This window comes from Pantoea sp. ICBG 985, from assembly GCF_002928365.1.
Classification (GTDB): Bacteria; Pseudomonadota; Gammaproteobacteria; order Enterobacterales; family Enterobacteriaceae; genus Pantoea; species Pantoea dispersa.
In genome coordinates, this window is the sequence record NZ_POWM01000007.1 from 59,497 (window position 1) to 79,846 (window position 20,350).

The 20,350-nt window shown below is 60.0% G+C and carries 20 protein-coding genes; 7 read left to right on the forward strand and 13 right to left on the reverse strand.

Annotated elements, in window-relative coordinates; all coding sequences use genetic code 11:
- Positions 1 to 21: 21 nt before the first annotated feature.
- The 3 genes from nirC (at position 22) to C1Y42_RS19280 (ending at position 2,755) form a co-directional block, all read left to right on the forward strand.
- The gene (gene nirC / locus C1Y42_RS19270; RefSeq protein ID WP_058780172.1) at positions 22 to 825 is read left to right on the forward strand and encodes a nitrite transporter NirC; all 804 of its coding nucleotides are present in this window, start codon (positions 22 to 24) and stop codon (positions 823 to 825) included.
- Positions 826 to 871: 46 nt separating this feature from the next.
- Complete coding sequence (gene cysG / locus C1Y42_RS19275; RefSeq protein WP_104094145.1) at positions 872 to 2,236, forward strand: siroheme synthase CysG; 1,365 nt, start codon at positions 872 to 874, stop codon at positions 2,234 to 2,236.
- A 72-nt stretch (positions 2,237 to 2,308) separates the two neighbouring features.
- Positions 2,309 to 2,755 carry a hypothetical protein gene (locus tag C1Y42_RS19280; protein ID WP_104094146.1) on the forward strand — a complete coding sequence of 149 codons (447 nt, stop codon included), beginning with the start codon at positions 2,309 to 2,311 and terminating at the stop codon, positions 2,753 to 2,755.
- Positions 2,756 to 2,795: 40 nt separating this feature from the next.
- Here C1Y42_RS19280 and trpS read toward each other — a convergent pair whose 3' ends face one another.
- The 12 genes from trpS to pilM form a co-directional block, all read right to left on the reverse strand.
- Positions 2,796 to 3,800 carry a tryptophan--tRNA ligase gene (gene trpS / locus C1Y42_RS19285; RefSeq protein ID WP_021507427.1) on the reverse strand — a complete coding sequence of 335 codons (1,005 nt, stop codon included), beginning with the start codon at positions 3,798 to 3,800 and terminating at the stop codon, positions 2,796 to 2,798.
- Between the two features lie 15 nt (positions 3,801 to 3,815).
- Positions 3,816 to 4,493, reverse strand: coding sequence for a phosphoglycolate phosphatase (locus C1Y42_RS19290; protein WP_104094147.1), 678 nt, complete (start codon positions 4,491 to 4,493; stop codon positions 3,816 to 3,818).
- Positions 4,477 to 5,160 (reverse strand): ribulose-phosphate 3-epimerase, encoded by a 684-nt coding sequence (gene rpe / locus C1Y42_RS19295; RefSeq protein WP_021507425.1) that lies wholly within the window; start codon positions 5,158 to 5,160, stop codon positions 4,477 to 4,479. Before rpe ends, C1Y42_RS19290 begins: the two co-directional genes overlap by 17 nt.
- A 65-nt stretch (positions 5,161 to 5,225) precedes the next feature.
- Positions 5,226 to 6,038 (reverse strand): adenine-specific DNA-methyltransferase, encoded by an 813-nt coding sequence (gene dam / locus C1Y42_RS19300; RefSeq protein ID WP_021507424.1) that lies wholly within the window; start codon positions 6,036 to 6,038, stop codon positions 5,226 to 5,228.
- A 96-nt stretch (positions 6,039 to 6,134) separates the two neighbouring features.
- A complete protein-coding gene (locus tag C1Y42_RS19305; protein ID WP_104094148.1) occupies positions 6,135 to 7,157 on the reverse strand; it encodes an SPOR domain-containing protein in 1,023 nt (340 codons plus the stop codon).
- A 94-nt stretch (positions 7,158 to 7,251) separates the two neighbouring features.
- Positions 7,252 to 8,340, reverse strand: coding sequence for a 3-dehydroquinate synthase (gene aroB / locus C1Y42_RS19310; protein ID WP_058780177.1), 1,089 nt, complete (start codon positions 8,338 to 8,340; stop codon positions 7,252 to 7,254).
- Between the two features lie 39 nt (positions 8,341 to 8,379).
- Positions 8,380 to 8,901: a shikimate kinase AroK gene (aroK, locus tag C1Y42_RS19315; RefSeq protein ID WP_104094149.1), complete on the reverse strand. Its 522-nt coding sequence runs from the start codon at positions 8,899 to 8,901 to the stop codon at positions 8,380 to 8,382.
- Positions 8,902 to 9,382: 481 nt separating this feature from the next.
- Positions 9,383 to 10,642, reverse strand: a complete 1,260-nt coding sequence (hofQ, locus tag C1Y42_RS19320) for a DNA uptake porin HofQ (protein WP_104094150.1) — start codon at positions 10,640 to 10,642, stop codon at positions 9,383 to 9,385.
- Positions 10,584 to 10,964, reverse strand: coding sequence for a HofP DNA utilization family protein (locus C1Y42_RS19325; RefSeq protein ID WP_104094151.1), 381 nt, complete (start codon positions 10,962 to 10,964; stop codon positions 10,584 to 10,586). The genes hofQ and C1Y42_RS19325 overlap by 59 nt, the downstream gene beginning before the upstream one ends.
- Entirely contained in the window at positions 10,954 to 11,442 is a 489-nt protein-coding gene (locus tag C1Y42_RS19330; protein WP_199189003.1) for a hypothetical protein, read from the reverse strand. Before C1Y42_RS19330 ends, C1Y42_RS19325 begins: the two co-directional genes overlap by 11 nt.
- Positions 11,435 to 11,977, reverse strand: coding sequence for a PilN domain-containing protein (locus C1Y42_RS19335; RefSeq protein ID WP_104094152.1), 543 nt, complete (start codon positions 11,975 to 11,977; stop codon positions 11,435 to 11,437). The genes C1Y42_RS19330 and C1Y42_RS19335 overlap by 8 nt, the downstream gene beginning before the upstream one ends.
- Positions 11,977 to 12,786: a type IV pilus biogenesis protein PilM gene (gene pilM, locus C1Y42_RS19340; protein ID WP_104094153.1), complete on the reverse strand. Its 810-nt coding sequence runs from the start codon at positions 12,784 to 12,786 to the stop codon at positions 11,977 to 11,979. The genes C1Y42_RS19335 and pilM overlap by 1 nt, the downstream gene beginning before the upstream one ends.
- Before the next feature lie 148 nt (positions 12,787 to 12,934).
- Between pilM and mrcA the strand changes: the two genes are divergently transcribed.
- Positions 12,935 to 15,484 carry a peptidoglycan glycosyltransferase/peptidoglycan DD-transpeptidase MrcA gene (gene mrcA, locus C1Y42_RS19345; protein ID WP_031279687.1) on the forward strand — a complete coding sequence of 850 codons (2,550 nt, stop codon included), beginning with the start codon at positions 12,935 to 12,937 and terminating at the stop codon, positions 15,482 to 15,484.
- A gap of 83 nt (positions 15,485 to 15,567) precedes the next feature.
- On the opposite strand, the gene nudE is transcribed toward mrcA, so the two are convergent.
- Positions 15,568 to 16,134 carry an ADP compounds hydrolase NudE gene (gene nudE, locus C1Y42_RS19350; protein WP_058774993.1) on the reverse strand — a complete coding sequence of 189 codons (567 nt, stop codon included), beginning with the start codon at positions 16,132 to 16,134 and terminating at the stop codon, positions 15,568 to 15,570.
- A gap of 398 nt (positions 16,135 to 16,532) precedes the next feature.
- On the opposite strand from nudE, the gene C1Y42_RS19355 reads away from it, so the two are divergent.
- The 3 genes from C1Y42_RS19355 (at position 16,533) to hslO (ending at position 20,213) form a co-directional block, all read left to right on the forward strand.
- Positions 16,533 to 18,674: an intracellular growth attenuator family protein gene (locus C1Y42_RS19355; protein ID WP_104094154.1), complete on the forward strand. Its 2,142-nt coding sequence runs from the start codon at positions 16,533 to 16,535 to the stop codon at positions 18,672 to 18,674.
- Positions 18,675 to 18,913: 239 nt separating this feature from the next.
- A complete protein-coding gene (hslR, locus tag C1Y42_RS19360; protein WP_021507413.1) occupies positions 18,914 to 19,315 on the forward strand; it encodes a ribosome-associated heat shock protein Hsp15 in 402 nt (133 codons plus the stop codon).
- Between the two features lie 25 nt (positions 19,316 to 19,340).
- Positions 19,341 to 20,213, forward strand: a complete 873-nt coding sequence (gene hslO, locus C1Y42_RS19365) for an Hsp33 family molecular chaperone HslO (protein WP_021507412.1) — start codon at positions 19,341 to 19,343, stop codon at positions 20,211 to 20,213.
- The last annotated feature ends 137 nt before the right edge of the window (positions 20,214 to 20,350 follow it).

A 20,350-nucleotide genomic window follows, 5' to 3' on the forward strand; every position in this document is an offset into this window, starting at 1 on the left:
TTCACTTTATGAGACGTCACTATGTTTTCTGACACCCTGAACACCTGCGCCGCCAATGCGGCGCGCATTGTACGCACCGCGCAGCACAGCCCGCTGGCCTTCTGGATTGGATCGGCGATGGCCGGCGCTTACGTTGGCCTGGCGATCATCCTGATCTTCACCCTCGGCAACCTGGCGGACCCGGCGTATCGTCCACTGCTGATGGGCGCCACCTTCGGTATCGCTCTGACGCTGGTGATCATCGCCGGTTCCGAGCTGTTTACCGGTCATACCATGTTCCTCACCGTGGGCGTCAAAGCCGGCACCATCAGCCACGGTCAGATGTGGTGTGTGCTGCCGCAAACCTGGCTGGGCAACCTGATCGGCTCAGTGTTTGTCGCCCTGCTCTACTACTACGCCGCTGGTGCGCTGCTGCCGAACGCCGGTTCGCTGATCCACAGCGTAGCGCTGGCAAAAACCACGCAGACGGCGATGGCGCTGTTCTTTAAAGGCGCGCTGTGCAACTGGCTGGTGTGTCTGGCGATCTGGATGGCGGTGCGCAGCGAAGGGGCCGCGAAGTTCATCGCTATCTGGTGGTGCCTGCTGGCGTTTATCGCCTCCGGCTACGAGCACTCCATCGCCAACATGACGGTATTTGCGCTGTCATGGTTTGGCCAGCACAGCGCCGACCTGACGCTGAGCGGCATCGGCCACAACCTGCTGTGGGTGACGCTCGGCAATATGTTCTCTGGCATGGTGCTGATGGGCCTCGGCTACTGGTATGCCACGCCGCAGGCGCAGCGCCCGCAGACGCAAGCCCAGGCTTCGCCGCTGAAATCGGTATAATCCCTTCCACAGCCCGCACCGTGCGGGCTTTTTTTCAGGATTCGCTATGGATTACTTTCCGCTGTTTTGTCGGCTGCAAGGCAAGCGTTGTTTACTGGTTGGTGCAGGCGATGTGGCTGAACGCAAAGCGCGTTTGCTGCTGGAGGCCGGCGCAGAGCTGTACGTCGGCGCGCGGGATTTTTCCCCGGCGTTTCAGCTGTGGGCTCAACAGGGAAAAGTGACGTTACTGCACGGCGCCTTTACCGATGACTGGCTGGATGAATGCTGGCTGGCGATTGCGGCTACCAACGATGATGCCGTCAATCAGCAGGTGGCTGACGCCGCCGAACAGCGCCGCCTCTTCTGTAACCTGGTGGATGCACCGCAGCAGGCCAGCGCCATTATGCCGTCGATCGTCGACCGCTCGCCGCTGATGATCGCCGTCTCTTCCGGTGGCCGCGCGCCGGTGCTGGCGCGTCTGCTGCGCGAGAAGCTGGAGGCGATGCTGCCCCAGCATCTCGGCGAACTGGCTGCGCTGGCGGGCTCACTGCGCGAGCGTGTGAAGCAGCATTTTAGCACCATGGCGCCACGCCGCGCCTTCTGGGAGCGCTTCTTTGCCAGCGATCGGCTGGCCCAAACGCTGGCCAACGGCGATCGGGCACGCGCTGCCGCGCAGGTCGATGCCTTGTTTGCGGCGCCGCTGACGCAGCAGGGCGAAGTGGTGCTGGTCGGCGCCGGGCCGGGTGATGCCGGTCTGCTGACGCTGAAAGGGTTGCAGGCTATCCAGCAGGCTGATGTGGTGGTGTATGACCGGCTGGTGTCGGAGCCGATTCTTAATCTGGTGCGGCGCGATGCCGAGCGCCTCTTCGTGGGTAAGCAGGCGGGCCATCACTGCGTGCCGCAGGAACAAATCAACCAGCTGCTGCTGGAGCAGGCGCAGCGCGGCAAGCGTGTGGTGCGCCTCAAAGGCGGCGATCCCTTTATTTTTGGCCGCGGCGGCGAAGAGCTGGAGGTGCTGGCGCAGCATAACATCCCGTTCAGCGTGGTGCCGGGCATCACCGCCGCCTCCGGCTGTGCCGCCTACAGCGGTATTCCCCTCACCCACCGCGACCATGCCCAGAGCGTGCGCTTCGTCACCGGCCATCTGCAGCAGCACGGTGAAATCGACTGGGGCAAACTGGCGGCGGAACAGCAGACGCTGGTGTTTTACATGGGCCTCAGCCAGGCGGCCGAGATCCAGCAGCAGCTGTTACAGCACGGGATGGACGCTGCGATGCCGGTGGCTATCGTGCAGCACGGCACCACGCCGCAGCAGCGCGTGGCCTGCGCCACGCTGCAGGAGCTGGCAACACTGGCGCGGCAGTTTGCCAGTCCGGCACTGATTATTGTTGGCCGCGTGGTCAGCCTGCGCACGCAGCTGCGCTGGTTCTGATGCGGTAAAATACTGTACAGCGCTGCGCTTTGCCGCCAGACTGAGCAGCCAAATCAATCACAAGGAGTTTCCATGCGCATTATTTCTCTGGCCGCGGCGCTGCTGATGCCGCTGAGCGCGGCGGTGAGTGCCGCCCCGGTGACCTGGTCAACGGTCGTGGGCGAATGGCAGGTGGTTGCCGTGACGCCGAAAAAGGAGAACGGCCAGATTTACATCAAAAACGATCCGCAGTTCATGGGCGCGCGCGTGGCGTTCAAACCCAATGCGATCAGCTGGACGCGCGGCACTGCCGAACGCGCCATCAATCCGGCGACCGATAATTGCCAGGGTAAACCGCGCCTCAGCGCCGCCAACGGCACCGGACAGGATCGTGATTTCAGCTTTCGCTATGGCTTCAACGTGCACTGTGGCAATCAGGCGTGGGGACCGGCACCGGGCGCGGTACTGAGCGTGCTGGCCGACGGCAATGCGCGGCTATTCTGGGATGGCGCAGAGCTGACGCTGCATCGGGTGAAGTAAAGCCTGCGGGGCGCGTTGTGCTGCGCCCCGGCAAACCGGCTTATGGCTGCGCCACGAAGCCTACGGCGTCATACACTTTCTTCAGCGTTTCCTGGGCATGCGCACGGGCTTTCGCTGCGCCATCGCGCATCACCTGGTTGAGGAACGCTTCGTCATTGCGGAAACGATGATAACGCTCCTGCAGCTCAGTCAGCATCTCAGACACAGCATCGGCCACCGCACCTTTCAGGTGACCATACATTTTACCTTCGAACTCCTGCTCCAGCTGCGCAATCGGCTTACCGGTCACGCCGGACAGAATGTCCAGCAGGTTTGACACGCCCGCTTTCTCTTTGATGTCGTAACGCACTACCGGCGGCTCTTCAGAGTCAGTCACTGCGCGCTTGATCTTCTTCACCACCGATTTGGTGTCTTCCAGCAGACCAATCACGTTGTTGCGGTTGTCATCAGACTTCGACATCTTCTTCGTCGGCTCCAGCAGCGACATCACGCGTGCGCCGGACTTCGGAATAAACGGCTCAGGGATTTTGAACACGTCGCCGTACAGCGCATTGAAGCGCGCGGCGATGTCACGGCTCAGCTCAAGATGCTGCTTCTGATCTTCGCCGACCGGCACCTGGTTGGTCTGATACAGCAGAATATCGGCCGCCATCAGCACCGGATAATCGAACAGGCCGGCGTTGATGTTCTCTTCGTAACGTGCCGATTTGTCCTTGAACTGCGTCATGCGGCTCAGTTCGCCGAAGTAGGCGTAGCAGTTCAGTACCCAGCTCAGCTGGGCGTGCTCCGGTACGTGCGACTGCACGAAGATAGTGCTTTTTTCCGGATCGATACCGCAGGCAAGATACAGCGCCAGCGTATCCAGCGTGGCTTTGCGCAGCGCGGCCGGGTCCTGACGAACGGTGATGGCGTGCAGATCGACGATGCAGTAAATGCAGTGGAAATCATCCTGCATCTGCACCCACTGACGCAGCGCACCCATGTAGTTGCCAATGGTCAGTTCACCGGAAGGCTGGGCGCCGCTGAAAACGATGGGTTTGCTCATGTTATGTCCTGATAATCACAGCCCGAGAACGGGCAAAAGTTCGCTAAAAGTATCGAGAGTTAAATCGGGCTGGCTGGTGGCAATCGGCTCACCGTAGTTGTAGCCGAAGGTCATCGCAACGTTTGGCACGCCCGCCGCCTGGGCAGCGAGAATATCATTGCGCGAATCACCGACAAACAGCAATTGTCCTGGAAGCACGCCGAAACGGCCGAGAACGAGGAAAATCGCCGCCGGATGTGGTTTTTTCACCACCACATCGTCGCCGCCGATGATCAAAGAAAAGTAGTCGGCAATGCCGAGCGATTGCAGCAGCGGAGCAACAAACGGTGTGGGTTTGTTGGTGACGATGGCCAGCGGCAGACCGCTGGCATGCAGCGCAGCCAGCGTCTCCTGCACCTGTGGAAACAGCGTACTGCCGGCTTCCACCGTTGCGGCGTAATGTTTGTCGAACAGCGCACGCGCGTCGCGCTGCTCGTCGGCGTGCGGCTCACGGCCCAGCGCCCAGCTGAGCGCCCGCGCCATCATGATGTCCGCACCGTTGCCAATCCAGGTTGAGACGCGCTCAACGCCTGCGGGCGGCAGCTGCAAATCGGCCAGCGCCAGATCGATCGCCTGTGCCAGGCCTGGCGCGCTGTGCACCAGCGTGCCATCGAGATCGAACGCCAGCGCGCGGATATCAGTGAAATGAGCCATTAACTTTCTCCAGTTCGCTGCGCATCTCATCGATCACCTTCTTGTAATCCGGATGACCGAAGATCGCCGAGCCCGCAACAAACATATCAGCCCCGGCCGCCGCGATCTGACCGATGTTATCGATCTTCACGCCGCCATCCACTTCCAGACGGATTTGGTAACCGCTCTGGTCAATGCGACGACGCGCTTCGCGCAGTTTATCCAGCGTGCCCGGAATAAAGGACTGGCCGCCGAAGCCTGGGTTGACCGACATCAGCAGAATGATGTCGAGCTTATCCATCACGTAATCGAGATAGCTGAGCGGCGTTGCCGGATTGAACACCAGACCGGCTTTACAGCCGTGCTCTTTGATCAGCTGCAGCGTACGGTCAACGTGCTCGCTGGCTTCGGGATGGAAAGTAATGAAGCTGGCACCCGCTTTGGCGAATTCCGGGATCAGCGCATCGACCGGTTTGACCATCAGATGCACATCGATGGGCGCGGTGATGCCGTAATCGCGCAGCGCTTTCAGCACCATTGGCCCCATGGTCAGATTGGGAACATAGTGGTTGTCCATCACATCGAAATGCACCACGTCGCCACCGGCTTCCAGCGCTTTAGCGGTATCTTCGCCCAGGCGGGCAAAATCAGCGGCAAGGATTGATGGGGCCAGTAAAAATTGTTTCATCCGAATCTCCCAATTTTGTGCGCCAGCCGGAGCTGGCGTGATGCGTTGGTCGCGGACGAAACAGGCTAGCGGAAAAGCGCCAGCAGTTCGTCAACCTGAGTGCGACCACTTATGCTTCGGCTGATGGAACGCCGGGCTTTAACTACGTGTAAATCCGCATGCTGATACCACTCGCGCGTCAGCAGGGTATCGTGGTTTGAAATCAGTACCGGGATGCGGCTCTCCTGCGCCAGCTTACTGGCCAGTTCCGCCAGATGCTGCTGCTCGCGCAGGCTAAAGCTGTTGGTGTGGTAAGCGGTAAAATTAGCCGTCGCCGACAGCGGCGCGTACGGCGGATCGCAATAAACCACTGAGCCTGCAGGGGCGTTGCCCAGAGTAACATCGTACGATTCACAGACAAAGGTGGCTTTTTGCGCGCGCTCGGCGAACCATAACAGTTCGGCTTCCGGGAAGTACGGCTTACGATAGCGACCAAAGGGCACATTAAATTCACCGCGCAGATTGTAACGGCACAGGCCGTTGTAACCGTGGCGGTTGAGATAAAGAAACAGCACGGCGCGCTGATAGGTATCCGTGCTGGCGTTGAACGCCGTACGCTGGGCGTAATAGGTTTCCGCCGTATTGCCGCTGGCGCTGAACAGCTGGCGCGCGTCTTCAATAAACGAGGCGGTGCGCGTTTTGACGATATTGTAGAGATTGATCAGATCACCGTTGATGTCCGCCAGGTGATAACGGTCATAATCGGTGTTGAGGAATACGGAACCGGCGCCGACAAAAGGTTCGATTAAACAATCACCTTGTGGCAGATGACGACGGATATCGTCAAGCAGCGGGTATTTCCCTCCGGCCCATTTCAGGAAAGCGCGATTTTTCTTCATGCTGTCGTGGCTATTACATCTTAATTATTGGCTGTGGCGAAACCGACAGCAGATCTGCGCTTAGAACGGGGCCGCAGCAACGCGGCCCCACATCACTTACTGGCTCTCTTTCTTCACCTGGCTGAGCGGTTTAACCCACGGGTTCGCCGCACGCACTTCCGCCGGCAGTGAAGCTACTGCACGTTTGGCTTCGGCCGGTGTGGCATAAGCGCCGCTCACCAGCACGTACCACGGCTGGCCGTTACGCGTGGTTTTATACACGTGATAACCGCTCAGATTCTGTTTCTTCGCCCAGGCGTTCAGGCTCGCTTCTTTCGACGCACCGCTCAGCTGCAGCGTGTAGTTGCCGCCCGATGGCAGCGACTTGCTGGCACCGCCACTGCTGGCCGGTGCGCTGTTGTGCGCGGTGGTGGTGTGCGTTTTGTTCTCTTTCACTGCAGCCGGTTTGCTGGCAGCCGGGGTTTTGTGGCTGCTGCTGGCACCGAGGCTGCGCGGTGGCGTCTCAGCGCGTACCGCCGGCGGCGTGACCGCTTTGCCGGCGCTGCCGCTGACCGTTGCCGGTGCGGTAGGCAGCGAACTGTTGCCCTGTGCGCCCTGCGCCGTGGCATCAACGGAACCCTGCTGATTGTTCAGCGCGGTATTGAGATCGCCCGGCAGCGTTACGCGCTGCTGGTTGGCCGGTGTGTCAACCGGTGCTGCCTGAGTCGGCGTGGAGGAGACAGACGGCATGGAGATGGACTGACCGTCACTGCCGGCGGGTGCGGCGTTACCGGCGGTATTCTGCGGCGCACTGCCCTCAGCCGACGGCGTGGCATTCTGCTGGCCGCTCATAGTGGTCGAACCTGACAGGTCGATATTCTTTTCACTGCCGCCGCCAGCCGGTGCCGCGCTACCGGTGCTGGCGCTGTTGCTGGCCGGTTTCTTCTCGTCCGGGCCGGTCAGCGCGGAGCCAATGCCCAGCACCAGAATCAGCAGCACCAGAATGCCGATGCCCATCATCATATGCTGACGGGAAACCGGTACTTTCGCTTTCGGCGCAGAAGACGATTTGCGAGGCCGCGTGGGACGGCGGTCACTGGCGTCAGGTTTTAACTCGTCTTCCGGTTTGAACTCATCCATTTAGCCTCCTCCGTAAAACGGCACGCTTCCCACGTGCCGCATCACTGCTCACTGTTCCCCCGCCGGACAGCAGCCCGACGTAGTCCGGGGATAATCAAGATACTTTGCAATCATTAATCGCAGCCAGCACCATATCATGCGCCACGCCGCCACGCACTTCGGAGCGGCCAATAGCGAGAGGCAGCACCAGACGCAGCTCGCCGCCGAGCACTTTTTTATCGCGCATCATGTGCGGCAGATAAGCTTCTGCCGTCATGCTGGCCGGGCCGTTAACCGGCAGGCCAGCACGCTGCAGCAGCGCAATAATGCGGTCAGTATCGGCAGCGCTGAACTGACCCAGACGCTCAGCAGTGCGCGCCGCCATTACCATGCCCGCCGCAACCGCTTCACCGTGCAACCAGTTGCCGTAACCCATATGCGCTTCAATCGCATGGCCAAAAGTATGACCGAGATTGAGCAGCGCACGCAGGCCGGTTTCACGCTCGTCGGCCGCCACCACGTCGGCTTTCAGCTCGCAGCAGCGGCGAATGCAGTAAGCCATGGCGGTGTTATCCAGCGCCAGCAGCGCATCAAGATTCTGCTCCAGCCACTGGAAAAATTCACCGTCGAGAATGATGCCGTATTTGATCACTTCCGCCAGACCGGAGGCCAGCTCGCGCGGCGGCAGCGTGGTGAGGCAGTCGGTATCGACCACCACCGAAGCCGGCTGGTAGAAAGCACCGATCATGTTTTTACCGAGGGGATGGTTCACCGCAGTTTTGCCCCCGACCGAGGAGTCAACCTGCGACAGCAAGGTGGTCGGCACCTGAATAAAGCGTACGCCGCGCTGGTAGCTGGCGGCAGCAAAACCGGTCAGATCGCCAATCACGCCACCGCCCAGCGCAATCAGCGTAGTGTCACGGCCGTGCGGCTTCTGCAGTAGCGCGGTGAAAACCTCGTCCATCACCGCCAGCGTTTTGTACTGCTCACCGTCGGGCAGAATCACCTGATCCACTTTCACCCCGGCGTTGCTCAGCAGCGTCGCGAGTTTGTCCAGATAGATCGGTGCCAGCGTCTGATTCGTCACCAGCATGGCATTGTCGCCGGCTTTCAGCGGCCAAAAAGAAGCCGGATCGTTAAACAGTCCGGCAGCGATGGTGATGGGGTAACTGCGATCCCCCAGTGAGACAGTGATCTTCTCCATGATGACCGATACCTATTGCTGAGCCCTCAGGGTGCTGGATTAATTTTTTTCCAGCATGTTGATGATCTGATTGGCGACAACTTTTGCACTTTGATCGTCAGTGCGAATGGTGACGTCAGCGATCTCTTCATAAAGCGGATTACGTTCGCCAGCCAGCGCTTCCAGTACTTCGCGCGGCGGTTCGGCAACCTGCAGCAGCGGACGCTTTTTATCACGCTGAGTGCGGGCAAGTTGCTTTTCGATGGTGGTTTCGAGGTAGACGACCACACCGCGGGCGGAGAGACGATTACGGGTTTCACGGGATTTGACGGAGCCGCCACCGGTCGCCAGGACAATGCCCTGTTTCTCGGTCAGCTCGTTGATGATTTTCTCTTCACGATCGCGAAAACCGGCTTCGCCTTCCACATCAAATACCCAGCCTACATCCGCTCCGGTACGTCGCTCAATTTCCTGATCGGAATCGAAAAATTCCATATTGAGTTGCTGAGCTAACTGACGACCAATAGTGCTTTTGCCGGCACCCATCGGCCCAACCAGAAAGATATTGCGTTTCTCTGCCATTTTGTCGGTATTACTAAGAATTCGTTGATGATACCCCGCGTTCAGCACATTGCTGGCGGGACAGGAACTGAGACCTCATGAGCGTTAGCAAGAGTCAGACGGAAAATTATCTCAACACTCATGGCCGTTTGGCAACCGAATAAATTGCCCCCGGCGACCTTCAAACAGGACCGGTCTGTGGTTCGCGAGACGGTAACGCTCTTCCTTTTTTGCCATCCTTGTGCGCGCTACAGGTGCGCTGGCTGGGCCTGTCGCTCCCGACAGCTTACCTGCGTAAACTGTGGAATAGGTGCCGTTGCTGACGTCCTGTACCACCCAAAATTCGGGCATATTTCTTTCGATGTCAGTATCGCTTGTCACTGACACCCGCCGGAAGGTTATCCTGCCGCGTTCCGTTACACCGTTTTAAAATCGCTAAACCTTGTATGCTAATTCCTGCCCTGCGTCAACGCAGTTGGTCATATGGAGCGAATTTTCCGCTTTATCCGGCGGTAAGCGCTGCTTCCCTGACCAGTCGCGGCGTGATGAAGATCACCAGCTCACGTTTTTTGCGCTCGTCGGTCTGCTGACGAAACAGACTGCCGAACAGCGGCACCTCGCCCAGCCACGGCACGCGCTTTTCGCCCTGGGTGCGCTGCTGCTGGAAAATACCGCCCAGCGCCAGCGTTTCACCGTCGCGCAGCGTCACCTGAGTGGCGATTTCCTGCTTATCGATGCTCAGCACCTGACTTTCCCCCATCGTCAGGCTGCGACCCGGCATGTTCTGGCTCAGCCGCAGCGTGAGCTGAATACGCCCGTTGCCCAATACTACTGGCGTCACCTCCATGCCCAGCACCGCCTCTTTGAACTCAATCGCCGTCGCACCGCTGTTACCGGATTTCACCTCATAGGGGATTTCGGTGCCCTGCTTGATGGTGGCGGTCTGCTGGTGTGAGGTAAACAGTCGCGGGCTGGCGATGATTTCGATCTGGTTCTCCTGCTCCAGCGCACTCAGCTCCAGATTAAGCAGTTCGCCGTTCATCGGTCCGAGCGTGACGCCGGCGCGTATCGCCGGATTGCTCACCGCCAGCGGCACCAGCAGCTGCGGATTGCGCAGCGCCCCGGTGACGACATCGCCGGGTGCGGTGCTCCAGCTGACGCCGAGCTCGCGCAGATGCTCTTCATTGATGGTGACAATGTGCGCTGACAGCTCCACCTGCTCCAGCGGCAGATCCAGCGCCTGCAGCCAGCGCTCGGTGTCGCGCAGCGCCTGCGCGCTGTCCCGCAGCAACAGGCTGTTGGTACGGCTATCCACCGTCACGCTGCCGCGCGGCGTCATCAGCGAGCGTTCCGCCTGCAGGCTGCGGTAGACATCGCTGGCGCTGGCGTAGTGCAGCGTGACGGTGCGCTGCTCAAGCGGCGCCTGCAGCTGCTTCTCTTCACGCTCCGCCTGTGCCTGCTGTGCCTGTCGCTGCTGCCAGCTCTCCGGATAGACCAGCAGCACGCCCTCCTCCTGGATCACCGTGAGTTTCGCCAGCCGCGTGACCAGCGCCAGCGCACGCTCCCAGCCGACGTTATCGAGTCGCAGCGACAGCCGCCCCTCCACGCCCGGCGCGATCAACAGGTTGGTTTGCTGATAGTCAGCCAGCGCCTGCAGAATGCGCTCGACCGGCGCATCATCAAATACCAGGCTCAGGGGCTGATCAGCGGCGTGCAGCGGACTGCTCAGCGCCAGCCACAGCAGCAGCGTCATCCTTTTCATAAAATCCTCCTTTTATTACCCATGTGATGTGCTGCGGCGGACAGCTTTGCGTGGCGCTCAGTACCAGCGTATGTGCACTGAGCTGGGTTACCTGCCACGGTGCCACCGGAAAAGCAGCCGGTGCACTCAGCCGCTGACGTTTGCCCTGCGGTGAAACCAGCCAGGCCACAAAGTGCGGCGCGCGACCAATGATGCCCTGTAATCGCCAGCCGTGCGGCACAGCAGCAGGCGCCTGACACTGGCTGGCAGCCAGCGGCTGGAACGGATCGCGCGCCAGCGCCCAGCTGCTGCACAGCAGTAACACCAGTGCGCTACTCCGCATCGTCACTCTCCAGCCAGAACTCGCTGTGTAACACGCCCTGCTCCGCTTGCAGCTGAAAACGCTGTGGCACCGCTAACGCCGTCGCAGCCAGCCCGCTGAACAGCGGCAGAAACTGCGGCCAGCTCAGGCGCAGCGCCAGCTGCTGTGGCTGGCTGTCCGGATGCCAGGCCTCGAGCAGATTGCCGCGCGCCGCCACCAGTTGCTCTAACGATACGGACGCCGCCGTTGCGGCTGGCTGCAGCGTTGCGATCTCCGCCTGAAGCTGTTCGATGGCCGGTCGCGCGTCCAGCTGCTGCTGACGTTGCTGGTGCTGCTGCGCCAGTTGTGACAGCTGCTGTTGCAGCGTGCTGAACTGCTGCTGTTGCGGACGCAGCAGCAGTAGCCAAGCCAGCCCGAGTAGCAGCAGCGCCAGCAGTTGCAGGCTGGCTATTCGCCACGTCAGTGCCAGCTGCAGCCAGCGCTGGATGAGTTCATTCATCGGTCGCCTCCTGCAGCCGGGCGCGCAGCGCGAAGCGGTAATCCCCCTGCGCCTGACGCTGTACGCTGCCCTGCTTCACCGCCGCAAACAGCGGCTGCGTCTGCAGCTGATGGCGGAACGCACTGACATCAGCCAGGCTCTGCGCCAGACCGTCCAGCACCAGTTGCCCCTGTCGCCGCTCCACGCGACTCAGCCACAGCGTCTCCGGCATCAGCGCGGGCAGTTGCTGCCAGAACTGCTGCCAGCGTTGATGCTGCTGCAGCCGCAGTTGCTGCGCCTGCTGCCTGCGTAACAGATCATCCCGCTGCGCCATCAGCGTTTGCTGTTGCGCCAGCCGCTGCTGTATCTGCTGGAGCTGAATGGTCATATCGGTGTGCTGCCGGACTGCATGCTGGAGCCGCTGTTCAGCGCGCCACCACAGCAGCAGCGTGAGTAACAGCGTTACCAGCAGCACGACAACCAGCAACGCCACACTGTGCTGGCGGCGTAGCAGCAACTGCTGTGCCCGCCACGGGAGCAAATTGACCGCCAGCATCAGTAATCCTCCGGACGCAGCGCCAGGCCTAGCGCAATCGCCAGCGCGCCCGCCTCTGCCGGTAGTGGCGGTTGCAGATAGTGCAGCAGCGCCAGTGGTTTGCAGCGCTGCACTTCCGCCTCCGGCAACGCCTGCGGTGAGGTGCAGAACACCGTTTGTGCCTGGGGAAAGGTGTCACGCAGATGGGCGAGCGTCAGGGGTTCGGTTGCCGCGCCGCAGGCGCTATTTTCGCCGGCCAGCGTCCACAGCCAGTGGTCGCAGAGCGGATGGATCAGCAGCTGATGCGGGCGCAGCGGAACGCGCATAGCGATCTGCGTCAGCGCGAGACTGCTCAGCTCAAACACGTCGGGGCGCAGTCCGGCCTGCTCCAGCGGCGCCAGCCACTGGGCGATGACGTCGCGGCGCGCGGCGGTGACGTGCAGCTGGCTGGCGCTGCCGCCCAGCCGGTAATCCAGCGACAGCGAGGCGGCTTCGACCGGGAACAGACGCGATGCGGACGCGTTAACGTAGCGGCTGAGCGCCGGCTCGCGCAGTGAGGTTTGCGGCAACGGCAGCGTGCGCTGCAGCACCAGCTGCGGCGGCAGGCCAACGCGCAGTGAGTAGCGCCTGGGTAAATGACGCTGCCAGCGCACCAACATCTCCTGTAACACTGGCGAGGTTTGCAACACGCCGTTGCGTAACGTATCGTGCGGCAGCGGCTGCTGCCACCAGTGTCGCAGCTGCCATCCGTGACGGCGTCGTTCAATGCCAAGGGCGCAGAGTTGCCCGTTCTGGATGTCCAGTCCAATTTGCCAGCGCTGAAAAGCCATGCGCGCGATCTCCTTATCGTTACAGGAAAAAGGATGATTACCCGCATTGCATGAAGAATGACGGGTATATCAAAGCGTCAGGCTTGCCTTTATACTACCGCGCGATTGTTTATAAACTGCCCAAACGCCAACAGATGGGAATTCTCAGGTGAAGTTCGTAAAGTATTTATTGATCCTTGCAGTGTGTTGCATTTTGCTGGGAGCCGGCACGGTTTATGGTTTGTACAAATACATAGAGCCGCAGCTGCCTGATGTGAACACATTGAAAGATGTGCGCCTGCAAACCCCGATGCAGGTTTACAGCGCGGATGGCGAGCTGATCGCCCAGTACGGTGAAAAGCGCCGTATCCCGCTCACCCTGCAACAGATGCCGCCTGAGCTAATCAAAGCGTTTATCGCCACCGAAGACAGCCGCTTTTATGAGCATCACGGCGTCGATCCGGTGGGGATTTTCCGCGCCGCCAGCATCGCGCTGGTCTCCGGCCACGCCTCGCAGGGCGCCAGTACCATTACGCAGCAGCTGGCGCGTAACTTCTTCCTCAGCCCTGAACGCACGCTGATGCGTAAAATCAAGGAAGCCTTCCTGGCGATTCGCATCGAGCAGTTGCTGAGTAAGGATGAAATCCTTGAGCTGTATCTGAATAAAATCTATCTCGGCTATCGCGCTTACGGCGTCGGTGCGGCGGCGCAGGTTTACTTCGGTAAACCGGTCGATCAGCTGTCGCTGAGTGAGATGGCGATGATCGCCGGCCTGCCGAAAGCGCCGTCGACCTTTAACCCGCTCTATTCACACGCCCGTGCGCTGGCGCGCCGTAATGTGGTGCTGGCTCGCATGCTGGATCAGAACTACATCACGCAGCAGCAGTATAACGACGCGCGCAACACGCCGCTGACCGCCAGCTATCACGGCCCGGAAATTGCCTTTTCTGCACCGTATCTCACCGAGTTAGTGCGTCAGGAGATGGTGAAACGCTACGGCGACAGCGCCTATGACGATGGCTACAAGGTGTATACCACCGTGACCCGCCATCTGCAGGAAGCCGCACAGCAGGCGGTGCGCAACAACGTGATGGCCTACGATATGCGTCACGGCTACCGCGGCCCGACCAACGTGCTGTGGAAAGTGGGTGAAGCCAGCTGGGATCACACCCGCATCGTCAATACGCTGAAAAATCTGCCGGTCTACGGTCCGCTGAATGCCGCCGTGGTCACCAGCGCCAGCGCCGACGAAGCCACCGCCATGCTGAAAGATGGCAGCAGCGTTTCGCTGACTTTAGCCGGCGTGCGCTGGGCGCGTCCGTATAAATCCGACACCCTGCAGGGCCCGACGCCGCGCAGCGTCACTCAGGTGCTGCAGGCTGGCCAGCAGATTTGGGTACGTAAAGTCGGGGATGCATGGTGGCTGGGACAGGTGCCGCTGGTGAACTCGGCGCTGGTGTCGCTTAATCCGGAAGACGGTGCGGTACGCGCGCTGGTCGGTGGTTTTGACTTCAACCAGAGTATGTTCAACCGTGCCACCCAGGCGCTGCGTCAGGTCGGCTCGAACATCAAGCCGTTCCTGTATACCGCCGCCATGGACCGCGGCCTGACGCTGGCCTCCATCCTCAACGACGTGCCGATTTCACGCTGGGATGCCGGCGCCGGCGCAGACTGGCGACCCAAGAACTCGCCGCCGACTTATGCGGGTCCGATTCGTTTACGCCAGGGGCTGGGTGAGTCGAAAAACGTGGTGATGGTGCGCGCGATGCGTGCTATGGGCGTTGATTACGCCGCTGAGTATCTGCAGCGCTTTGGCTTCCCGGCGCAGAACATTATCCATACCGAGTCGCTGGCACTGGGCGCCGCATCCTTCACGCCAATGCAGGTGGCGCGCGGCTATGCGGTGATGGCTAACGGTGGCTTCCTGGTCGATCCTTACTTCATCGCCAAGATCGAGAACGAACAGGGCGGCGTGATTTTCCAGGCGCAGCCGAAGATCGCCTGCCCGCAGTGCAATCTGCCGGTGATCTATGGCGACACCAAAAAGTCGGTGGCGCTGAATGAAGAGAGCGTGGAAAACGTCGCCACCTCGAATCAGCAGCAGAATCAGACCGTGCCGCAGCCCGAGCTCGAACAGGTACCGGCGCAGCCGCAGCCGGCCGGCGATCAGCAGTACGCGCCGCACGTGATCAACACGCCGCTGGCGTTCCTGATTAAGAGCGCGCTGAACTCCAACATCTTCGGTGAACCGGGCTGGATGGGAACCGGCTGGCGTGCCGGTCGCGATCTGAAGCGTAACGATATCGGCGGCAAAACCGGTACCACCAACAGTTCCAAAGACGCCTGGTTCTCCGGTTATGGTCCGGGCGTGGTGACGTCGGTGTGGATTGGCTTCGATGATTCGCGCGCGCTGGGGCGCACCACGGTATCGGGTGCGATTCCGGATCAGATCTCCGGCTACGAAGGCGGCGCGAAGAGTGCGCAGCCGGCATGGGATGATTACATGAAAGTGGCGCTGGATGGTGTGCCGGTGCAGCCGCTGACACCGCCGGACGGCGTGGTGACGGTGACCATTGACCGCAGCACCGGCAAGCTGGCCAACGGTGGCGGCAACACCCGTCAGGAGTACTTCATCAACGGCACCCAGCCGACCGAGTATTCGGTGCATGATGTGGGCACCACCATCATGGACAACGGTGAAAGCCACGAACTGTTTTGATCAAAAAAGCCGGGGGAAATCCCCGGCTTATTGTTTTTGCCCCGTGCGACTGTCCGCGCCTTTTATTGCGCCGCCAGGTGTCCTCAATAACTCAACCGCCCCTGCTTCACCAGCCACTCACGCACCATAAAAAGCGCGCTGACGTTACGCGCCTCGCGAAAATCCGGCTCTTCCAGCAGCGCCAGCAGATTGCTGAGCGGCCAGCGGCGTACAATCAGCGGCTCCGGCTCATCCCCTTCCAGCTTCTCTTCGTACAACCCTTCAGCTACCACGATATTCATCTTGCTGGAGAAATAGGATGGCGCCATGGTGAGTTTGCCCAGCGCGTCCAGCTGGTGCGCGCCAAAGCCCACTTCTTCTTTCAGCTCACGGTTGGCGGCTTCAAAAACGCTTTCACCCGGATCGATTAAACCTTTCGGGAAGCCCAGCTCATAGGTTTCCAGTCCGACGGCGTACTCCTGGATCAGGATCACGTCATCGCCAATGATCGGCACAATCATCACCGCTTCACGATCGGAGGGCTTCATGCGCTCATAGACGCGACGCGCACCGTTGCTGAAGGCGAGATCAACCGCTTCGATGGTAAACAGGCGGGAGCGGGCCACCGCTTCCACGTTGAGGATGTCAGGTTTTTTCAGGGGAGTGGTCATATCAGCCTCAAACTTAGCACAGCCTTGTGAAACGCGATGACGTCAGCATACCGAAGCCCGCGGCATTGTGCGACACGCAGCGCGGGTCAATCATGGTGACATACATTTGTCCGCTGCCGCTAACAACTTCTTGTTATCTGCACAGTAAGATTTTCACAATAAGTCAACGGGGTAGCAGCAAATTCGGATAATACCGATGTTTAATTGAGGGGCTTGTGAGTACCATCCCGTTAAGGAATAATCTAACAAATTTATAATACAATGATTTTGCGCGGTATTTTGTTTCATTTGCCTCTTGTCAGAATGACTTCTGCTCGCCAAAATTGACTCGTATTGCAGGTTTTACCGGGAGCACATCGTAAACGTGACGGCAGTTTTTTGGCTGGATTGAGCAAAGCATGAGCACTCTTATCGTCATTCTGGCTGTCATGCTGGCCTGTTCGTTAGTGGCCGGAATCGGCTACTGGTACGCTATGCGGCATCGTCCGCCGTTGGCGAAACCACTGCCGTTTATCAGTCCGCCCTGCCGTAAACTCACCGATGAAGAACGCGCTGCCGTTGAGAAGTATATTGCGTCGCTGGGTAAAGCGCGTCAGCACAGCAGCGGGCGATCGACCCGATCGTCACGGGAACCCGAAGCGCTGGCGCTGACCGCACAGAGCAATAATGTTTATCCCGTTACCCGCTCCATCACCCGTTACGGCCTCTCCACTGACGATCCCCACAAATGGCGCTACTACCTGGATGAAGTCGAGGTGCATCTGCCGCCGCTGTGGGAGCAGTACATCGCTGAAGAAAACTACGTCGAGCTGATCCGCACCCAGACCCTGCCGCTGGTGATCTCGCTCAACGGCCACTCGCTGGTGAACTATGCGGTGGAACAACCGGCGCTGCCGCCGCTGGTGCGGCCGATGTCGACCAACGCTTCGATTCGTAAAGAGGAGAGCGAAAACGTCGAGCTGCTGCAGGTGCGCAAAGAGTCGCCGGAAGAGTATCAGCTGTCGCGCGCCGACGGCACGCGTGAAGCAAGCGCCATTTGCTGCGCCTTCCTGCTGTTTTTCCTCAGCCTGGTGCTGCCCGGCAGCCTGATGCTGTGGATTGCGCTGCCCGCCGGCGCGATCGTCGCTGTCAGCCTGTGGTTTATGTACCGATTCCCCGGTGAAAAAGGGCTGCGCGATGTGCACTGTCTGCGCGGCGCACCGAAGCGCTGGGGCCTGTTTGGTGAATCCAATCAGGAGCAGAGCAACATTTCGCTCGGCATCATCGACTTAATCTATCCGGCACACTGGCAGCCTTATGTGGCGCACGACCTGGGCCAGGTGACGGATGTGGATATCTACCTGAATCGTCAGGTGGTACGCCAGGGGCGCTTCCTGTCGCTGCAGGATGAAGTCCGCAACTTCCCGGTACAGCGCTGGCGTAAAAACCTGGTGCTGGCGTGCGGTTCGCTGCTGGTGCTGGTGATGCTGGTGAGCTGGATTCCGCTCAGCATGCCGATCAAACTCAGCCTCGCCTGGCTGAAAGGCACCGAAAGTGTGGAAGTGAACAGCGTCGATAAACTCACTGCCCTGCCGCTGCACATTGGCGATAGCCTGAAAGTGAACGGCACCGGCATGTGCTCGGTTCCGGGCAATTACCAGAGCAACCGCAGCTACGGCTACATGCCGTTCGACTGCTCGGCGATTTACTGGAACAACGCTGCGCCGCTGCCGCTGCCGCAGTCCGACATCATCGACAAAGCCGCCGCGCTGCTGGAGACCACCACGCAGCAGCTGCATCCGGAAACCAACACCGACCCGAAACTTAACCCGCAGCTGGCGTCGGCGATCCAGAAATCAGGCATGATCCTGCTGGATGATTTCTCCGATCTGGTGTTGAAAACCCAGCAGCTGTGCAGCCAGCAGCAGGACTGCGTGCGCCTGAAAAATGCGCTGGTTAACCTCGGTAACGCCAAAGACTGGGATACGCTGATTCACCGTGCGGATTCCGGCAAGCTCAACGGCATGAACGTGCTGCTGCGTCCGGTTAGCGCCGAAGCGCTGGAGAATCTGGTGAACACCGCCACCTCGACCTTCTTCTCGCGGGAGACGCGTCGCGCGGCGGAAACCCTTAACAGCCCGCCGCCGGGCGGATTCCTGATCATTAGCGATGAAGGCCGGCAGATGGTGAACCAGCCGCAGCCGTCGGTGGCGCTGTTCGATCTCGACGCTCCTTCACAGTGGCACGAACTGCAGCGCCTGTCCGGCATGCTGCTGCACACACCGTTTGCCGCCAGCGGTATCATTACCAGCATTACCACCGATGCCAACGGCACGCGCCATATCGCCCTGCACAACGAGCCCGACGCCATGGCGCAGTGGCGCTATCTCGGCACCGCGCTGCTGATGCTGGTGCTGATTGTCAGCGCCGTCAGCAACGGCCTGCTGGCGCTGCGCCGCATCCACCGCAACCGCCTGCGTATGGCGCAGATTCAGCAGTATTACGACAAGTGCTTTAACCACAACCTCAGCACTATGCAGAGCGTGCGCTCGCTGTTCTGACCCTCCGCCTTCTGTGCTACCCTGTCGCCCTGTTTTTCAGGGCGGAAAACAAAATGCCGATTACGCTTAAGGGATTGGCGATGGATCGGCAGCCCGCAACGGCACCTCGCCCTTGATTTATCACGTTGTACCCATACCTTTGGGTATCCGGCACCGGCCCGATCCATCTTTCCGGCGTCATGCGACCGTGTGCGACCGATCGCCACACGGCGCGACGCAGCGTAACAGCAGGAGCCGCAATGAAAGAGAAAACCAGTGAAGGCGTCCGCCTTGATAAATGGCTGTGGGCCGCGCGCTTCTATAAAACCCGCGCGCTGGCTCGCGACATGATTGAAGGCGGCAAAGTGCATTACAACGGCCAGCGCAGCAAACCGGGCAAAGTGGTCGAACTGCAGGCCGAGCTGACGCTGCGTCAGGGCAACGATGAGCGCACGGTAATCATTACCGCCATCGGCGACCAGCGGCGTCCGGCCAGCGAAGCGCAGCAGATGTACGCGGAGACGGCCGCCAGCATCGAAAAGCGCGAAAAGAACGCGCTGGCGCGCAAAATGAATGCCCTGACCATGCCGCATCCCGATCGCCGCCCGGATAAAAAAGAGCGCCGCGATCTGCTGAAATTTAAATTGTCGGGCGATGAATAACTCGCGCCCCCACGAGAGAAACCTTATGTCTGTTCAAGATCAACTGCATCGTTACCTTTTTGAAAACGTCGCCGTGCGCGGCGAGCTGGTCAACGCATCTCAAACCTGGCGCGACATCGTGCAGAACCACGACTACGCCGAGCCGGTCAAAACCCTGCTGGGCGAACTGCTGGTCGCCACCAGCCTGCTCACCGCTACGCTGAAATTTGACGGCGACATCACCGTGCAGCTGCAGGGCGATGGCCCGCTGAGCATGGCGGTGATCAACGGGAATAACCGCCAGGAGCTGCGCGGCGTGGCGCGGCTGAAAGAGGATGCGGAGATTGCCGCCGGCAGCAGCCTGAAGCAGATGGTGGGTAACGGCTATCTGGTGATCACCATTTCGCCTGAGAAAGGCGAGCGCTATCAGGGCGTGGTCGGCCTGGAAGCCGATACGCTGGCGGGCTGTCTGGAAGATTACTTCATGCGTTCCGAGCAGCTGCCAACCCGCCTGTTCATTCGCACCAGCGAGAAAGGCGCAGCCGGTATTCTGCTGCAGGTGCTGCCCGCGCAGGAGCCCAACCTGGATGACTTTAACCATCTGGCCACGTTAACCGAAACCGTGAAGAGCGAAGAGCTGATTGAGCTGCCCGCTACTGACGTACTGTGGCGTCTCTATCATCAGGAAGAAGCCACGGTTTACGATCCAGCGCCGGTCAGCTTTAAATGCACCTGCTCGCGCGAACGCTGCGGTGAAGTGCTGAAAACGCTGCCGCCAGAGGAAGTGGATGAGATTCTGGTCGAAGACGGCAAAATCGATATGCACTGCGACTACTGCGGCACACACTACGTGTACGACGCAGTGGATATTGCTGCTATTCGTAACGCTCCCTCCGGCAATAGCGATCAACTGCATTAATCAGCAAACGGGCGGTGACGCCGCCCGTATTTTCCGCCGGCGTAGCGCTATGATTTTTCACGGAAATTAACTAATTTACGCTAACTTTAGTTTCATAAGTGGCAGATTTCTCTACTTGTCACGTTCCAGCTCGCATT

Bases quoted from the DNA above. Each gene is read 5' to 3' on its own strand.
- dam (WP_021507424.1), bottom strand. From the start codon at position 6,038: ATGAAGAAAAATCGCGCTTTCCTGAAATGGGCCGGAGGGAAATACCCG.
- pilM (WP_104094153.1), bottom strand. From the start codon at position 12,786: ATGGCTTTTCAGCGCTGGCAAATTGGACTGGACATCCAGAACGGGCAA.
- hofQ (WP_104094150.1), bottom strand. From the start codon at position 10,642: ATGAAAAGGATGACGCTGCTGCTGTGGCTGGCGCTGAGCAGTCCGCTG.
- aroK (WP_104094149.1), bottom strand. From the start codon at position 8,901: ATGGCAGAGAAACGCAATATCTTTCTGGTTGGGCCGATGGGTGCCGGC.
- C1Y42_RS19330 (WP_199189003.1), bottom strand. From the start codon at position 11,442: ATGAATGAACTCATCCAGCGCTGGCTGCAGCTGGCACTGACGTGGCGA.
- cysG (WP_104094145.1), top strand. From the start codon at position 872: ATGGATTACTTTCCGCTGTTTTGTCGGCTGCAAGGCAAGCGTTGTTTA.
- C1Y42_RS19335 (WP_104094152.1), bottom strand. From the start codon at position 11,977: ATGCTGGCGGTCAATTTGCTCCCGTGGCGGGCACAGCAGTTGCTGCTA.
- C1Y42_RS19355 (WP_104094154.1), top strand. From the start codon at position 16,533: ATGAGCACTCTTATCGTCATTCTGGCTGTCATGCTGGCCTGTTCGTTA.
- nirC (WP_058780172.1), top strand. From the start codon at position 22: ATGTTTTCTGACACCCTGAACACCTGCGCCGCCAATGCGGCGCGCATT.
- trpS (WP_021507427.1), bottom strand. From the start codon at position 3,800: ATGAGCAAACCCATCGTTTTCAGCGGCGCCCAGCCTTCCGGTGAACTG.
- aroB (WP_058780177.1), bottom strand. From the start codon at position 8,340: ATGGAGAAGATCACTGTCTCACTGGGGGATCGCAGTTACCCCATCACC.
- nudE (WP_058774993.1), bottom strand. From the start codon at position 16,134: ATGACCACTCCCCTGAAAAAACCTGACATCCTCAACGTGGAAGCGGTG.
- C1Y42_RS19290 (WP_104094147.1), bottom strand. From the start codon at position 4,493: ATGGCTCATTTCACTGATATCCGCGCGCTGGCGTTCGATCTCGATGGC.
- rpe (WP_021507425.1), bottom strand. From the start codon at position 5,160: ATGAAACAATTTTTACTGGCCCCATCAATCCTTGCCGCTGATTTTGCC.
- C1Y42_RS19325 (WP_104094151.1), bottom strand. From the start codon at position 10,964: ATGCGGAGTAGCGCACTGGTGTTACTGCTGTGCAGCAGCTGGGCGCTG.
- C1Y42_RS19305 (WP_104094148.1), bottom strand. From the start codon at position 7,157: ATGGATGAGTTCAAACCGGAAGACGAGTTAAAACCTGACGCCAGTGAC.
- hslR (WP_021507413.1), top strand. From the start codon at position 18,914: ATGAAAGAGAAAACCAGTGAAGGCGTCCGCCTTGATAAATGGCTGTGG.
- hslO (WP_021507412.1), top strand. From the start codon at position 19,341: ATGTCTGTTCAAGATCAACTGCATCGTTACCTTTTTGAAAACGTCGCC.
- C1Y42_RS19280 (WP_104094146.1), top strand. From the start codon at position 2,309: ATGCGCATTATTTCTCTGGCCGCGGCGCTGCTGATGCCGCTGAGCGCG.